We start from the raw sequence: 16,855 nt of genomic DNA, 5'->3' as shown, positions 1-16,855 counted from the left end.
GGGTGATACTCATGAGCATCAAAGCAGAAGAAATTAGTGCGCTGATAAAAAAGCAAATAGAAGATTATCAGTCTGAAATAGAAGTGAACGATGTGGGTACTGTTATTCAAATCGGTGATGGTATCGCTCGTGCTCATGGCCTCGACAATGTCATGGCTGGTGAGCTGTTAGAATTTTCAAATGGCGTTATGGGTATGGCGCAAAACTTAGAGGAAAGTAACGTAGGTATCGTTATTTTAGGACCTTATAAAGATATTCGTGAAGGCGATGAAGTTCGTCGTACAGGACGTATTATGGAAGTTCCTGTAGGTGAAGAGCTGATCGGTCGTGTTGTGAATCCTTTAGGTCAGCCAGTAGACGGTCAAGGCCCAATTGAAACAACAAAGACTCGTCCAATCGAATCTGAGGCACCTGGAGTTATGGATCGTAAGTCTGTTCATGAGCCATTACAAACAGGAATTAAAGCGATTGATGCGTTAATTCCAATTGGACGTGGACAACGTGAGCTTATTATCGGTGACCGTCAAACAGGGAAAACACAGATCGCTATTGATGCGATCTTAAACCAAAAAGATGAAAATATGGTTTGTATTTATGTCGCAATTGGTCAAAAAGAATCAACCGTTCGTGGAGTGGTTGAAACGCTTCGTAAGCACGGTGCGCTTGATTATACGATTGTTGTTACAGCGTCTGCGTCACAGCCAGCTCCATTATTATACTTAGCTCCATATGCAGGTGTAACAATGGGTGAGGAGTTTATGTATAACGGCAAGCACGTACTCGTTATTTACGATGACCTTTCTAAACAAGCAGCGGCTTATCGTGAGCTTTCCCTATTATTACGCCGTCCGCCAGGTCGTGAAGCGTATCCAGGGGACGTTTTCTACTTGCATTCACGTTTACTTGAGCGCGCAGCTAAATTAAGTGACGCGAAAGGTGCAGGGTCTTTAACAGCCCTTCCATTTGTTGAAACGCAAGCAGGAGACATTTCAGCTTATATCCCAACAAACGTAATCTCCATTACAGACGGTCAAATATTCCTTCAAGGTGATTTGTTCTTCTCCGGAGTTCGTCCAGCTGTTAATGCCGGACTATCGGTTTCTCGTGTTGGTGGATCAGCACAAATTAAAGCAATGAAAAAAAGTTTCCGGAACGTTGCGTCTTGATTTAGCGGCATACCGTGAACTGGAAGCATTTGCTCAGTTTGGTTCAGATCTCGATCAAGCGACACAAGCGAAACTTAACCGCGGAGCAAGAACAGTTGAGGTCTTAAAACAAGGAATAAACAAACCAATCCAAGTTGCTAAACAAGTGATGATTTTATATTCATTGACAAAAGGATTTTTGGATGACATTCCTGTTGAAGATATTCGTCGTTTTGAAGAAGAGTTCTTTAGCTTTTTAGATGAAAACGAAAAAGACCTTCTCAATAGTATTCAATCGACTGGAAACTTACCAGAAGATACGGATATGGAACGAGCAATCAATGGATTCAAAAAGACATTTGCAATTTCTGAATAAATGTGAAGATGGGTTGTGAATAAAGATTTCACAGCCTGTCTCTAGAAAAAAGTGTAAATTAGTTCTAACACTTTTTGTTAAGGAATGACCAACCAAGAAGGTGGTGAGAATCTTTGGCATCTTTACGCGATATAAAAGGTAGAATAACATCTACAAAAAAGACGAGTCAAATCACAAAAGCGATGCAAATGGTTTCGGCTTCAAAACTTAATCGAGCGGAAATCAATGCAAAATCTTTTGTAACCTACATGGATAAAATTCAAGAGGTAGTAGCGAATATTGCTTCCGGTAGTGATGATGTAACGCACCCGATGTTACAAAAACGACCTGTCAAAAAAACAGCTTATTTAGTCATTACTTCGGATAGAGGACTAGCAGGTGCTTTTAATAGTAGTATTTTACGCTCTGTTTACCAGAAGATCCAAGAACGTCATCAAACAAATGATGAGTTTACGATTATTGCAATTGGACGAATCGGTCGAGACTTTTTTGCAAAACGTGGCTATCATGTGATAGATGAAATCGTCGGAATCGGTGACGAACTCATGTTTTCTGATATTAAGGACATCACCAATAAAACGGTTGAATTATTTGCAGACGGAATTGTTGATGAAATTTACATGTACTATAACCATTATGTAAGTGCGATCCAACAAGATGTGACAGAGACAAAACTACTTCCTTTATCAGAAGTGAAAAGTGATAAAAAAAAGAACATCTTATGAATTTGAACCGAATCAAGAAGAGATTTTAAGAGCGCTACTTCCACAATATGCGGAAAGCTTAATATATGGAGCATTATTAGACAGTAAAGCTTCTGAGCATGCAGCTCGAATGACAGCGATGAAAAGTGCAACTGATAATGCGAAAGATCTTATTGATTCACTTACTTTATCTTATAACCGCGCGCGCCAAGCAGCAATTACACAAGAAATTTCAGAGATTGTTGGTGGAGCGGCAGCACTAGAATAATTAGTTGATTTGTAAAGAACGTTAGGAGGGAAAAGCATGAATAAAGGACACGTAAGTCAGGTAATGGGTCCAGTTGTTGACGTAACATTTGAAAGCGGACACCTTCCTGATATTTATAACGCCTTGACTATTAAAACGAATGACGAAGCGAACATCGAGTTAACGTTAGAGGTACTCTTCATTTAGGTGACAACTCTGTACGTACAGTCGCGATGTCATCTACCGATGGTCTTACTCGTGGAACAGAGGTTTTAGATACAGGAGCTCCTATTTCCGTACCTGTTGGTGATGTAACGCTTGGTCGAGTGTTTAATGTATTAGGAGAAAAGATCGATTTAGATGACGAGATTCCATCTGATGCTCGTCGTGACCCCGTTCACCGTCTAGCACCATCATTTGATCAGCTTTCTACCGAGGTGGAGATTTTAGAAACAGGGATTAAAGTTGTTGATTTACTTGCCCCTTATATTAAAGGTGGAAAGATCGGATTGTTCGGTGGAGCGGGAGTAGGTAAAACCGTATTAATCCAAGAATTGATCAATAACATTGCTCAAGAGCATGGTGGTATTTCTGTATTCGCGGGTGTCGGAGAAAGAACGCGTGAAGGAAATGACTTATATTATGAAATGAGCGATTCTGGAGTTATAAAGAAAACAGCGATGGTTTTCGGACAAATGAACGAGCCACCTGGAGCACGTATGCGTGTAGCATTGACAGGGTTAACGATGGCTGAATATTTCCGTGATGAACAAGGTCAAGACGTTCTGTTCTTCATCGACAACATCTATCGTTTTACACAAGCAGGGTCAGAGGTCTCGGCTTTACTAGGTCGTATGCCTTCTGCGGTTGGTTATCAACCAACACTTGCTACAGAAATGGGTCAGCTTCAAGAACGTATCACGTCAACGAGTGTTGGTTCGGTTACATCGATTCAAGCGATTTATGTACCAGCCGATGACTATACAGACCCAGCACCTGCAACAACATTTGCTCACTTAGACGCAACAACAAACTTAGAGCGTAAGCTTTCTGAGATGGGGATTTATCCTGCGGTGGATCCATTAAACTCAACTTCTCGCGCATTATCTCCAGAAGTTGTAGGAGAAGAACATTACAGTGTTGCTCGTCAAGTACAAGAAACCTTACAGCGTTATAAAGAGCTCCAAGATATAATTGCGATTTTAGGGATGGATGAGCTATCGGATGAAGATAAGCTAGTGGTACACCGTGCGCGTCGTATCCAATTCTTTTTATCGCAAAACTTCCACGTTGCCGAACAGTTTACTGGTCAGCCAGGTTCATACGTACCAGTACAAGAGACGGTAAAAGGATTTAAAGAGATTCTTGAAGGAAAATATGACCATCTTCCAGAAGATGCGTTCCGTTTAGTAGGACGTATTGAAGAAGTAGTCGAAAAAGCAAAAGAAATGGGCGTAGAAGCTTAAATTTGGGACCTAGGAGGAACGAAGAATGAAGACTGTACAAGTCAATGTTGTCACTCCCGACGGCCCAGTTTTTGATGCAGAAGTTGAAATGGTAAGCGCAAAAGCAGAAAGTGGTGAACTTGGCATCTTACCGGGTCACATTCCAATGGTTGCACCGCTTGCAATAGGTGCGGTACGCCTTAAAAATGGAAAAGAAACAGAGTTAATTGCCGTAAGTGGCGGATTTTTAGAAGTGGGTGCTAACATGGTAACCATCTTGGCACAAACCGCTGAAAAATCAGATGAAATTGATGTCATGAGAGCAAAAGCGGCTAAAGAACGTGCTGAACGTAGACTAAGCCAAAAAGAAGAAGATGTTGATTTCAGACGAGCTGAATTAGCACTTCAACGTGCCATCAACCGCCTTAATATTAAAAATAACGGTTTTTAATTACAGAGAGACCATCAATCCGAAAATGGGTTGGTGGTTTTTTTATGCCTTTAATGATGATATTAATGCGTCAATTCTAGTAAAAGGTCGTTATCCAAAATGAAAGGGTTGCGGATCTTTTTTATATTAAAATAAAAGTACAACTAAATCCGGACAGCGTCGTCTAACTATTGAAAGGGGGTTAAAGGATGGAGGAATCAATCAGAAATAAAGGTCAAGTCAATAAAGATGAAACCTTAGAATGGCTAATGAATGAATATGGTCAAAGTATTACGAGACTGGCCTATACATACACAAAACAAAAACAATTAGCAGAAGACATCGCCCAAGAAGTTTTTATAAAATGCTATCAAAATCTAGATCAATTTAGGCAGGAATCTTCCTATAAGACATGGCTTTATCGTATAACTGTAAATCTATGCAAAGATAAAGTGAAGAGTTGGAGCTTTAGGAATCTTATTTTTACTGATCTGTTTTCTACATGGACTAAAACAACGGAATCGCCAGAAACGAGATTGATCGACATAGAAGATAATCGGTATATATCAGAAAAGGTGTTGGGTTTACCTATTAAGTATAGAGAAATCGTTATCCTCTTTTATTACGAGGAGTTTTCATACAGTGAAATATCTGAAATGCTAGACCTTAAAGCGTCGACCGTGAAATCGAGGTTGCATAGAGGACGTATTCTACTAAAAAGACAGATGGAGGAGGGAGTAGTCAATGGAAGATATGTTTAATCATCTAAAGGGGAGAATGGATCAAACGGTTTTAAAAGATGTTGATTTTACTGAACATAGTAAAGAAAAGGTGAGAAGAGCAATCACTACTACGTCCCGTAAAAAGAATGGGTACATGAAAGAAATTGTAAGTTTATGTGCTAGCTTTCTTTTATTATTTGGATTAGGGTATTACGTTTTTACGGAGCTTGGATCAACTAATGATAATAAAAATGCAACAGGTCCAAAAAATGTTGAACAACAACCTAATGGTGCAGAGGGTGAAGGTTTGTATTCACCTCCAGAAAAAGAAGAGTATTACGGTGATATGACAAAAGAAGAAGTGGTTAGGAAAATGTTGAATTCTGCCCATCATTTTTCCACAGCAACTGGTAAGTTTAAACATCACGAAATTTTTTATGATGGGGAGAAGGTAGACAGTGTAACGTTTAATACGGAGTATAAATTGAGTAATAACAATAAAATTGCAGGCTATCATAAAACTACGTTTAAATATAATGGACAAACTCAAATGGTAGAAACATTTATTAATGAGGGTCAAATATGGGAAAAATCTCCTTTGGATCAGACATATACGAATGAATTATATGAGGACACACCGCTGAAAAAAACAGCTCATTTGGATGATGTATTTAATGAAGAAGTTCTTTATGAAGATATCTACAAACTATATGAGGAAAGGTATAATTGGCAAGTACCACCGATAGCTTCCAAAACATTATATCCAGTTGGAATGGTTTACGATAAATTGAAAAATTTTAAAAACTGGGAGATAGAAAAACAAAATGATACCGTATTAGGACACAATACCATTGTTTTGAAAGGGAAATATAATGAATCTCCTTTATTGGAGGAGGTGCTTGATACAGATACCTTTAAATTTTGGATAGATAAGGATTCAGGAATTTTGGTTAAGTACGAAATGTATGATAGACAAGGTCAAATGACGAATTACCTTCATCCTGAGGAACTAAAAGTGAATGTTGATATTGACTATAATGAGTTTGAACCAAATTTAGAAGGATTTCAAAAGGTTGATCCACGAGATTATCAAATTCATCTTGAAGAGTCATCAAATAATGATCATAGCGATGTTGAAAATGTCTTAGAAACTCTTAGAAAAGAAATTCCTTTTCTCTATGAATTTGAACATCCGAGTCTTCAACTATACTCTGCAAGCTATGAAAAGTACGATTATTTTAAGCATGGTTATTTAACCTACCGTTACAAAGGAAATTCTGGAAAAAAGCTACTACATGTTCGTCAATATCGGAAAGATTCCTATGTTCGTTCGCATGGAGAATTTGATACAGAAAGAGGAAAGCAGATCGCAGAATTAACGGTCAACGACATTGAGTGGAAGGGGTACCAATTAAATTCACCTCAAAATGTTCATCTTATAGGAGAATCTAATTTTTATATTTATGAGATAGTAGATGAAAATGTATCTTTTCAAGAATTGAAGCCTTTACTAAGTTCATTCAAAGCATACGAATAGACAGTATAAACATCCCTCTGGCCAGAAGCTAGAGGGATTGGTTTATTCCAAAAACTACTCATAAACGACCTCTCCTTTCTATACATATAAGAATAGATTCCAATTTTTCCTTAGTAATGATATAATGATAGCGGTTACATTTTTGGAATTTCTCCTCAAAGTTATCCCACTACTAATCATTCAAACAACTAATCCAGTATAAAATCTCTTTCCTAACTTTAAAGAAACTGAATAAGGTGGTGATGATATTAATACGTATATTAATAGCTACTTGTTGATTTTCGTTTTTCTTGTGGTAGGGATTCTATTACCTCTAGCTGCGTTAACAATAGGAAGGATTCTGAGGCCCAAAGCTCCAAATGCTGAAAAACAAACGACATACGAAAGTGGAATTGAGCCGTTTCATTCGTCACGGATTCAATTTAATGTTCAGTATTATATGGTCGCTTTGTTATTTGTGATCTTTGATGTTGAGACAATCTTTTTATATCCTTGGGCTGTTGCATATCAAAAATTAGGAATATTCGCACTAGTAGAAATGCTGATTTTTGTCTTTATGCTTTTAGTAGGGTTGTTATATGCATGGAAAAAGAAGGTGTTAACGTGGAAATAAATTTAAACTCAATTTCAGATCAAGAAATGGAAAAGTTAAAGGACAATGTTTTTTTAACGACTTTGGAACAATTGAAAGGTTGGGCAAGGAGCAATTCGTTATGGCCGCTGACCTTTGGATTGGCCTGTTGTGCCATTGAGATGATGGGCGTAGGGGCTTCACATTATGATTTGGATCGCTTTGGCTCCTTTTTTCGGACATCTCCTCGTCAGTCTGATGTCATGATTGTTTCTGGTACAGTAACGAAAAAGATGGCACCTGTTTTAAGAAGGTTATATGATCAAATGCCAGAACCAAAGTGGGTTATAGCTATGGGGTCATGTGCAACTGCGGGTGGGCCTTATGTGAAATCATATGCGGTTGTCAAAGGTGTTGACCAAGTGGTTCCAGTGGATGTCTATATCCCAGGTTGTCCCCCAAATCCGGCTGCTTTAATCTACGGAATTAATAAGCTAAAGGTGAAGATAAGACAAGAGGCCTCTAATAAAGCATATTAGTAATAGGAGAGGGGTGCTAAAATGACGGATACTAGCAACGAATCAAACAAGGATGAACTTGCTAAGAAAAAAGCCGCTGCAGCGGCAAAAGCAAAAGCATTAGCCAAGAAAAATGAGCAAGACCAAAAACCCCAACAAGAAGAATCGACAATACCATCACCACAAGATCCCTACTTATCAAAATACCAATCGATTATCAATCACCACCTCACAGTAGAAGCACTAGAAGAAGCCTTTATTAATTCACACTCCAAAGATGTTCCAACATTGATTGTAAAAAAAAGATCCCTATTTTTCAGTAGCTAAGCTGTTAAAAACCCATCCAAAACTAGCTTTCGATTTTGTATCGACCTTGCATGGGACAGATTATGGAGATTACCTTGAAATTTACGTTCATTTATTTTCTTTTGAGCACCATCAATCCGTTGCGATCAAAGTAAAGATAGACAAGGAGAGCCCACAAATTGAATCACTTGTCGCGCTATGGCCAGGAGCGAATTGGCCAGAGAGGGAAGTGTTTGATTTATTGGGTATTGCCTTTCTTAATCATCCTAATTTAAAAAGAATCTTACTCCCAGAAGAATGGGAAGGACATCCTCTTAGAAAAGATTATGAGCCTTACGATGTGGAGGTGTAGCAGGTGGTCATTCGAACGGAGGAAATGCTTTTAAATGTTGGACCTCAACATCCGAGTACGCATGGTGTATTTCGGTTAGTCATTAAAATTGAAGGAGAAATCATTACAGAAGCAACACCGGTGATTGGCTATTTACATAGGGGGACTGAAAAACTAGCTGAAGACTTGACTTATACGCAAATCATTCCCTATACAGACCGGATGGATTATTTGTCAGCAATGACCAATAATTATGTCCTTTGCCACGCCGTCGAAACGTTGATGGGTTTAGAAGTGCCAGAGAAAGCAGAATTTTTACGCGTCATTGCGATGGAGCTTGGACGAATTGCCAGTCACCTTGTCTGGTGGGGGACCTATTTATTAGATATAGGCGCGGTTAGTCCATTTCTTTATGCCTTTCGGGAGCGAGAAATGATTATAAATTTACTAACCGAATTATCGGGAGCGCGCCTAACGTTTAATTATATGAGAATAGGCGGGGTTAAATGGGATGCTCCGGATGATTGGATCGATAAGGTTCGTGACTTTATTCCTTATATGCGAGAACAGCTAAAAGGTTATCATGATTTCGTTTCAGGAAATGAAATCTTTTTAAACCGTGTAAAAGGTGTTGGGATTTATTCAAAAGAAGAAGCCATCAGCTACTCGTTAAGTGGAGCAAATCTACGCTGTACAGGGGTTGACTGGGATCTTCGCAAAAAGGAGCCATATTCAATTTATGAAAGATTTAACTTCAACGTTCCTATTAGACAAAAAGGAGATGCGTTTGCTAGGTATCAATGCCGATTAGAAGAAATAGAGGAATCCTTGAATATAGTAGAGCAGGCTGTTGAGCAGTTTCCGAATGAAGGACAAATTCAAGCGAAGGTTCCGAGGATGATCAAGCCGCCGAAAGGGGAAGTGTACGTTCGAATTGAGTCGCCAAGAGGAGAAATTGGCTGCTATATTGCCAGTGAAGGGAAAAAAGAGCCCTATCGATTAAAATTTAGAAGGCCTTCTTTTTTTAACTTGCAAATTCTTCCGTACTTATTGAAAGGTGAAAACATTGCCAACTTAATTACCATTTTAGGAGCCATCGATATTGTGCTGGGAGAGGTGGATGGATAATGGTCAGTGATTTGTTACAAGCGTCTCCGAGCTGGAATACGATGATCATTTTCTTTTCGATGACAATTGTTTTTATGGCAGGTATTTTAGGATTTGTTACATATGGTATTCTAGCTGAACGTAAAATCATGGGGTTTATGCAAGGGAGGATAGGGCCAAATCAAGTTGGAGGGAAATGGGGGTTATTGCAAACTGTTGCAGATGTACTAAAGCTACTTTTAAAAGAAGATACGATTCCGAAAGCGGCGGATAAACCACTATTTATGATAGCTCCAGTTGTTGCTTTTGTTCCCGCCTTTCTTGTGCTAGCTGTTCTTCCCTTTACAGACACTTTTCATTTTGCCGATGTTGGAATTGGATTACTCTATTATATCGCGATTTCTGGAATCTCTACGATTGGAATTGTCACGGCTGGTTGGGCCTCCAATAATAAGTACGCGTTGTTAGGAGGGATGCGAGCAGCCGCGCAAATGATTTCTTATGAAATTCCTCTTGTCATGTCTGTTATTGGAGTAATTTTGTTAACGGGCAGTTTAAATTTAATGGATATTGTTCATGCACAGAAGGACGTTTGGTTTGTTTTTCTTCAGCCTGTGGGATTTATGATCTTTTTCATTGCTTCTATTGCTGAGCTCAATCGAACGCCTTTTGATTTGCCAGAAGCTGAATCGGAGATCGTCGCAGGCTATCACGTGGAATATTCTGGATTTCGATTTGCTTTCTTCATGCTTTCAGAATACGTATATTTGTTTGCCATGGCGGCTTTAACGACAATTTTGTTTTTTGGTGGCTGGTATCCAGTAATCTTTTTAGGGTTTATTCCTGGCCCAATATGGTTTGCCTTAAAGCTTTGCTTTTTTTGTCTTCATTTTAATTTGGATTCGCGTATCTTTCCCACGGATTCGTGCGGATCAGTTAATGGAATTCGGGTGGAAAGTGTTGTTGCCGGTTGCGCTCGTGAATATATTTGTAACGGTCATTTTTCAAGAATTAATTGAGGTGATAAAATGATTGGTCTAGCAAAAGGGTTAACGTATACGCTAAAAAATTTAACGAAGAAAAAAGTCACCTATGATTATCCAAATGAACCGCTGTCTTTACCAGATCGATTTCGAGGGATTCAAAAGTTTTACCCTGAAAAATGTATTGTTTGTAATCAATGTGTCAATGTCTGTCCAACGGACTGCATTCATTTAACGGGAAAAAAGCATCCTGATCCAAACAAAAAAGGAAAAATCATTGAGACATATGATATTAATTTTGAGATTTGCATTCTTTGCGATCTTTGTACAGAAGTTTGTCCGACAGAAGCGATTGTCATGACGAATAACTTTGAGCTTGCCGAATATAGTCGGGATGAACTGTTTAAGGATCTGGAGTGGTTGGATGAAAATGATACAAACGTAAGGAAGGAGAATTAAGGTGGCTACCGGGGAATATGTTGCCTTTCTAGTCCTTTCCTTGTTTGCGATTTCCGGTAGTGTGATGATGCTAAATGTGACCAAAGTGGTGCATATGATTCTTTCTTTAGTTGTCACTTTTTTAAGTATTGCCTGTTTATATGTTTTGTTGCTTGCGGAGTTTGTGGCCGTTGTTCAAGTGCTCGTTTATTCAGGGGCCATCGTCATCATGCTTTTATTTGGCATTATGTTAACGGATCATACAGATCAGGCGAGTGCATTCTCTACATGGTTCAAACGATTAATTATTATAGGATCTCTCGTCGTTTTCGCTACTGTTATATACATGGGGGTTGCTCCATTAAACCTTGATGTAGTGAATGTTGATTTCCATGAAAACAATACCGAACAGATTGGCTTGATGCTTTATACGTACTATATCATTCCCTTTGAATTAGTTTCTATATTATTATTAGTCGCTTTAGTCGGTGCAATCGTGGTTGCTAAAAAACCAAATAAGGAGGAAGAGCGATGAATCCTTTATCAAGCTATTTATTGCTTGCCTTGTTTCTCTTTTGTATTGGATTGTACGGCGCAGTGACAAAAAGAAACATCATCGTCGTCCTTATTTGCATTGAATTGATGTTAAATGCCGTTAATTTAAATTTGGTGGCGTTTAGTCGCTATGGAGCATTTCCGTCAATAACAGGACAAGTATTTTCTCTTTTCATTATTACGGTAGCCGCTGCAGAGATAGCAGTAGGGTTAGCCATCATTCTCTCTTTTTATCGACTGAAAAAATCAGTCGACTTGAAGGACTACGATTCAATAAAATAAGAAATCGGTCAATCTTTGACAAGGAGTTGAAAACGCCGTTCTTATAGGGTGCCACGCATCCGAATTTACGCCTGTGGAGTAATAGACCAAGATTGTTTATGATGAAGCAGGAAAAACCTTATCACTGCGTGTGTTCAAAAGGGATGGTGGGGCAACAGGTGTATGAACTTACACTTTTTGAACAACATCTAAAAGGTTTTATAACGGCATCCATAATGATGAATTGGGCTTGGATTATTCCTGTTTTACCCCTTCTGTCGTTTCTGATTTGTCTTATTTGGTCAAATAACAGGCGGGTGGCGGTTATATCAACGAGTCTTGTAGCTCTTACTTTTTTGTCTTCAGTCATAATCTTATTTCTGCAAATAAAGAATGGGTCTTTCACAACCAATGTTGAATGGGTGAATATTCGTTCTATGGAATTGTATGTAGGATTTGAAATCAATCCTTTAAACGCATTAATGCTCTTAATTGTATCGTTAGTCAGTTTTTGCGTTCATTTATATTCCATTCATTACATGGCTCAAACAGCCCGATACCCCATTTATTTTGGATATGTTAGCTTTTTCACGTTTGCTATGCTCGGGTTAGTCATGACGACAAACCTGCTTCAATTCTATTTATTTTGGGAACTGGTTGGCGTCGGCTCATTTTTATTAATCGGCTTTTATTTTCATAAAAAAGAAGCCATTGAAGCAGCGAGAAAAGCTTTTTTAGTCACGAGAATCGGAGATCTCTTTCTATTTGTTGGCATGATTCTTCTGTTTTGGGAAGTAGGAAGCCTTCAGTTTGAGGAAATATTCCTTGCTGTGCAAAATAATGAGATTTCGGAGTCCTCTCTTATAGGAATTACGGTTTTAATGTTTGGGGGAGCTGTAGGAAAATCAGCGCAGTTTCCCCTTCATATTTGGCTTCCAGACGCAATGGAAGGACCTACTCCAGTATCCGCTTTAATTCATGCAGCGACAATGGTGGCCGCAGGTGTTTATTTAGTAGCAGCTCTCTATCCACTGTTTGCCCAGTCTGAATCGACGCTCTTGATCATTTCTATAGTCGGTGCAATTACAGCTCTGTTTGCAGCTTTACAGGCGACTGTTCAAGATGACATTAAACGAATATTAGCTTATTCGACCATTAGTCAACTTGGCTACATGATGCTAGCATTAGGTTCCTTCGGATATTTTGCAGGCATCTTTCATTTAATGACTCATGCATTTTTTAAAGCACTGCTCTTTTTAGTAGCTGGATGTATTATCTGTGCCCTTCATACACAAAGGATAAATGAAATATCGGGGCTTTGGAGAAAGATGCCAATCATCAGTCTTTTCCTTTTGGTTGGAACGTTATCTATCAGTGGTTTTCCTTTCTTTGCAGGTTTTTATAGTAAGGAAGAAATTTTATACGCTTTATGGGAAAGAGGTTCCTTATTGTTGTTTTTTATTGCGATCCTTACAACATTTTTAACCTCCTTTTATATGTTTCGATTATTCTTTCGCATTGTTTTACCTAAAAAAGAGCTATCTGATGAAACGATTCAGTTTCCTCTTACAGTGGTGATCCCATTAGCGATTTTAGCGGTTCTTTCTTTCGGTGGCGGATTTGTCTATAAGCCTCTTCATGATTGGATCATGGCTGAAATAACGCTCCCTTCAATTAACCATGAAGGAATCTGGATCATGATTATTTCAATAATAATGACGCTTGTTGGTGCGGGTTTAGCCTATGTGAACGATCAAAAAAAACGATCGTATTTCGCTCTCCCTTTACTTAAAAACGGGCTTTATATCGATGAATTTTATCAACATACGTTTGTATTAGGGACTAAAAAGCTCAGTGACTTGCTCACCTTTATTGAACGGTATGTAGTAGGAGGGATGACGAAGTGGATGGTGCAAATGCCTCTTTTCCTAGGTAGAGTGGGAGGAACCATTCATAATGGTCAAGTTCAAAGGTACATTAGTTTTTCATTTATCGGTTTATCCATCATTTTAATGGTTTCTTTCTTGATCAGGGGGTGGATGTAGTTGTACTTATCCATTTTGTTGTTTTCACCATTAATCGCTTGTTTCATTATCCTACTATTAAAAAAGAAACGGTTGATTAGGTGGATGGCTGTCGTAGGCACGACTCCTTCTCTTATTTTATCTCTCTTTCTTTATATCTTTTACATGAGGGAAGGAAGCTTGCAAAGTTTTTCCGAATTTCGCACTTGGATTTTTTTAGGAGTGGATCAGCCGTTTTCTTTACCCTTTCAATTAGGGGTTGATGGTTTATCGGTCATTATGATTTTATTCACCTCTATTTTAGCCTTTTTATCTGCCATTGCATCCGTTTATGTGAAGCAACATGTGAAAGGGTTTTACACCTTGCTGTTTATTTTACAATTTGGCATGCTAGGTGTTTTCTTAGCCGATAATTTATTTTTGTTTTTTATCTTCTTAGAAATAACCTTAATTCCCATGTTCTTCTTAATTGGAAATTGGGGAGAGGGAGAAAAACGGAAAACCAGTTTTTATTATCTGCTCTACAATGGACTAGGTTCTCTCTTACTTTTAATGGCTTTTGTTTATTTGTTTTCGAAAACAGGAACGACTTCGATTTCTGAACTTCAAAAAATGATCCCTACTTTATCTACCGTAACAAACGTTGAAAAAACAGTTCTATTCACAGTTTTTTTGATTGGATTTGGAATTAAACTACCTATCGTACCCTTTCATTCATGGATGATCTACGTTCATCAGCATGCTCCATCTTCGATTGTCATGCTCCACTCCGGAGTTTTATTAAAAATAGGCGGGTATGGACTGATTACCTTTTCCCTTAGTTTTTTTCCTGAGCAAGCTTCAATGGCTAGTAGTTGGCTAATTGGTTTAGGAACAATCAACTTTCTATATGGGGGATTTATTGCTTTAGCGCAAACGAACTTGAGGCGTATGATCGCGTATTCTAGTGTTTCTCACATGGGCGTCGTATTAATTGGGATTGGTTCGATCCATGAGATTGGTGTTCAAGGGGCGGTTTTTCAAATGATTTCGCATGGATTTATCACCGCCTTCTTTTTCTTTTTAATTGTCATTTTAGAAGACCGACGACTTTCACTCGATTATAACTCGCTTTCAGGGATGTCTTCTTCGATGACAAAACTTGCAAGTATGTTTATCGTTTGTTGTCTAGCTTCCGTTGGATTACCCGGTATGTCAGGTTTTATTAGTGAATTTTTAGTCTTTACAGGTGTGTTCAACCAAAATCTTCTCCTCGGATCTATAGCCGTAGTGGGCATTCTTGTGACGGTCATTTATATGGTTCGCTTTATTTCAGTTGTGCAAAAAGGACATGCAAAACAGCCAAAGGCCGATTTGAACGGATTGGAGCTCTCATCTGCTCTCCTCTTTGTTTTGATGATTATTGCTATCGGTGTGTTTCCTTCGGTAGTGTCTAGTGCAATAGCAGAGCCAATTGAACTTTTAGTTAAAGGAATGAGGTGAATCGATGAATATTGAAACGCTCTTAAGCTTTCAATGGCAAGGGATGCTTCCAGAGTTCGTGATCATTGGTATGGCAACCATTATGACAATGCTTGATTTATTTTTACCTTCAAAAAAACAAAGATCTTCATTTCGTTATTTAAGCTTGATGGCAACCTTAACAGCACTAGTTCTGCTCGTTTTACTATATCAGGAAAGTACCATTGTTATTTTATATGACACGTTTGTTTTAGATGAATTTGCAAAGATATTCAAACTCCTCCTCTTAATAGGGGCAAGCTTTGTTATATTAACGGCACCTCCAAAAAGTGAATTTTTTTACTTTATTCTTATGGGACTATTAGGAGCAATGATCATCAGTTCCAGCGGAGATTTAATGACATTATTCATTGGGCTTGAATTACTAACGCTTAGTAGTGTTTTACTCGTTGCGTTTAATCGAGAGAACCTTCATGCGAATGAAGCAGCTATTAAGCTTTTTCTAAACGCGGGAGTGTCCACGGCTATTACGTTATTTGGAATGAGTTATTTATATGGAATAACAGGCTCAACAAATCTCCAGGTCATAGCTTCAACTCTTTTAACGACTCAAAATAGTGAGTTGTTATACTTATCGGCCGTGTCTTTTCTTATTATTTTTGTCGGCTTAACGTTTAAGATAGGTGCATTCCCTTTTCAAATGTGGGTTGCGGACGTTTATCAAGGGTCTTCGATTTCATCAACTTTATTTTTGAATATTGTGTCAAAAACAGCTGGTTTTATTCTTTTTATGAGGTTGTTTTTGTCCGTCTATGAAGCAGCTTTGCTTGAAAACCAAGTCATTATTGGTGGAATTGCTTGTGTAACCATGTTAATAGGAAATATTATGGCGCTTCGCCAAACAAATGTTAAACGAATGTTAGCCTATTCATCAATCGGACATGGAGGATATATTTTGGCTGCCTTTTCAGCTTTTCAAAGTCCACTCTATATAGAGGGAATTTGGTTTTATTTGTTTGCGTACTTATTTATGACAACGGGCGCGTTTGTCATCACTTATTTTCTTTCAAATGCGGAAGGGCATGAGGAGGTTTCTCTTTTTGCTGGCTTAGGAAAGAAGTCGCCACTTCTCGCCATTTTAATGACCATCTTTCTTCTTTCATTAGCGGCGATACCTGGAACGAGCGGGTTTATTGGGAAATTCGCCATCTTTTTAAGTGTAATTTCCAGTGACCCTGCCATGATTATGATTGCTAGCGTGATGGTTATGGCAACAATTATTTCGTATGCCGTTTATTTTCGCATATTGGAGCAAATATTTTTTAACAAACAAAACCACTTAACCCCAATCAAAATGGACGGTCGACTTGCTTTTGTTACCGTTTTATGTTCAGTAGCGACTTGTATATTCGGTTTATTTCCAAATCTTCTTTATTCAATCATGTCGATGATATAAAAGTTCCAAAAACAGTACATTGATAACAAATCAAACATGTGATAATCTGAGAAACAGAAAAGTCAATTACTGTTTACAAATGGTTGATTGGTTATGAGTGTAAAGTTTTTGTGAACGACTAAAATGAAGTCATTCTTTAAGATTGATTTTATATAATAGAAGGGGTGCTCGACACCTCTTTTTTCATTTGGGGTCACACTTATCACATAGTGACTTTAAATGAAGTTTTATTGTTTTG

General features: G+C 38.3%; 14 protein-coding genes and 4 pseudogenes. All 18 read left to right on the top strand.

Features of this window, described 5'->3' with window-relative positions:
- The first annotated feature begins 11 nt into the window (after positions 1 to 11).
- The 18 genes and pseudogenes from atpA (at position 12) to LC087_RS12155 (ending at position 16,617) form a co-directional block, all read left to right on the top strand.
- A pseudogene (gene atpA / locus LC087_RS12240) lies at positions 12 to 1,521 on the top strand (F0F1 ATP synthase subunit alpha).
- A 113-nt stretch (positions 1,522 to 1,634) separates the two neighbouring features.
- Positions 1,635 to 2,493: pseudogene (atpG, locus tag LC087_RS12235) on the top strand (ATP synthase F1 subunit gamma).
- 36 nt (positions 2,494 to 2,529) lie between these two features.
- Positions 2,530 to 3,938: pseudogene (atpD, locus tag LC087_RS12230) on the top strand (F0F1 ATP synthase subunit beta).
- 25 nt (positions 3,939 to 3,963) lie between these two features.
- On the top strand, positions 3,964 to 4,368 hold the full coding sequence (locus LC087_RS12225) for a F0F1 ATP synthase subunit epsilon (protein WP_226542696.1): 405 nt from the start codon (positions 3,964 to 3,966) through the stop codon (positions 4,366 to 4,368).
- A gap of 188 nt (positions 4,369 to 4,556) precedes the next feature.
- Positions 4,557 to 5,108 carry a sigma-70 family RNA polymerase sigma factor gene (locus LC087_RS12220; protein WP_226542695.1) on the top strand — a complete coding sequence of 184 codons (552 nt, stop codon included), beginning with the start codon at positions 4,557 to 4,559 and terminating at the stop codon, positions 5,106 to 5,108.
- Positions 5,092 to 6,606, top strand: coding sequence for a hypothetical protein (locus tag LC087_RS12215; protein WP_226542694.1), 1,515 nt, complete (start codon positions 5,092 to 5,094; stop codon positions 6,604 to 6,606). The genes LC087_RS12220 and LC087_RS12215 overlap by 17 nt, the downstream gene beginning before the upstream one ends.
- A 247-nt stretch (positions 6,607 to 6,853) precedes the next feature.
- Positions 6,854 to 7,219, top strand: a complete 366-nt coding sequence (locus LC087_RS12210; protein ID WP_226542723.1) for an NADH-quinone oxidoreductase subunit A — start codon at positions 6,854 to 6,856, stop codon at positions 7,217 to 7,219.
- Positions 7,220 to 7,245: 26 nt separating this feature from the next.
- Complete coding sequence (locus LC087_RS12205) at positions 7,246 to 7,716, top strand: NuoB/complex I 20 kDa subunit family protein (RefSeq protein ID WP_226542722.1); 471 nt, start codon at positions 7,246 to 7,248, stop codon at positions 7,714 to 7,716.
- A 21-nt stretch (positions 7,717 to 7,737) separates the two neighbouring features.
- A complete protein-coding gene (locus LC087_RS12200; protein WP_306019615.1) occupies positions 7,738 to 8,022 on the top strand; it encodes a hypothetical protein in 285 nt (94 codons plus the stop codon).
- Position 8,023: 1 nt separating this feature from the next.
- Positions 8,024 to 8,353 carry an NADH-quinone oxidoreductase subunit C gene (locus LC087_RS12195; RefSeq protein WP_306020823.1) on the top strand — a complete coding sequence of 110 codons (330 nt, stop codon included), beginning with the start codon at positions 8,024 to 8,026 and terminating at the stop codon, positions 8,351 to 8,353.
- A 24-nt stretch (positions 8,354 to 8,377) separates the two neighbouring features.
- Complete coding sequence (locus LC087_RS12190) at positions 8,378 to 9,460, top strand: NADH-quinone oxidoreductase subunit D (protein WP_226542721.1); 1,083 nt, start codon at positions 8,378 to 8,380, stop codon at positions 9,458 to 9,460.
- Positions 9,460 to 10,471 (top strand): annotated as a pseudogene (gene nuoH / locus LC087_RS12185) (NADH-quinone oxidoreductase subunit NuoH). Before LC087_RS12190 ends, nuoH begins: the two are co-directional and overlap by 1 nt.
- Positions 10,468 to 10,881 carry an NADH-quinone oxidoreductase subunit NuoI gene (gene nuoI / locus LC087_RS12180; protein WP_226542688.1) on the top strand — a complete coding sequence of 138 codons (414 nt, stop codon included), beginning with the start codon at positions 10,468 to 10,470 and terminating at the stop codon, positions 10,879 to 10,881. Before nuoH ends, nuoI begins: the two are co-directional and overlap by 4 nt.
- Positions 10,882 to 10,945: 64 nt before the next feature.
- A complete protein-coding gene (locus tag LC087_RS12175) occupies positions 10,946 to 11,395 on the top strand; it encodes an NADH-quinone oxidoreductase subunit J (protein ID WP_371932696.1) in 450 nt (149 codons plus the stop codon).
- Positions 11,392 to 11,697 (top strand): NADH-quinone oxidoreductase subunit NuoK, encoded by a 306-nt coding sequence (gene nuoK / locus LC087_RS12170; protein ID WP_226542684.1) that lies wholly within the window; start codon positions 11,392 to 11,394, stop codon positions 11,695 to 11,697. Before LC087_RS12175 ends, nuoK begins: the two co-directional genes overlap by 4 nt.
- Before the next feature lie 158 nt (positions 11,698 to 11,855).
- Complete coding sequence (gene nuoL, locus LC087_RS12165; protein WP_371932595.1) at positions 11,856 to 13,721, top strand: NADH-quinone oxidoreductase subunit L; 1,866 nt, start codon at positions 11,856 to 11,858, stop codon at positions 13,719 to 13,721.
- Positions 13,722 to 15,182 carry a complex I subunit 4 family protein gene (locus LC087_RS12160; RefSeq protein ID WP_226542682.1) on the top strand — a complete coding sequence of 487 codons (1,461 nt, stop codon included), beginning with the start codon at positions 13,722 to 13,724 and terminating at the stop codon, positions 15,180 to 15,182. It abuts the gene before it with no gap.
- Positions 15,183 to 15,186: 4 nt separating this feature from the next.
- Positions 15,187 to 16,617, top strand: coding sequence for an NADH-quinone oxidoreductase subunit N (locus LC087_RS12155; protein ID WP_226542680.1), 1,431 nt, complete (start codon positions 15,187 to 15,189; stop codon positions 16,615 to 16,617).
- Positions 16,618 to 16,855 lie beyond the last annotated feature (238 nt).

This window comes from Bacillus carboniphilus, from assembly GCF_020524035.2.
In the GTDB taxonomy this organism is placed as follows: Bacteria; Bacillota; Bacilli; order Bacillales; family JAIVKR01; genus Bacillus_CC.
This window is presented reverse-complemented; position numbering and strand designations above follow the sequence as displayed.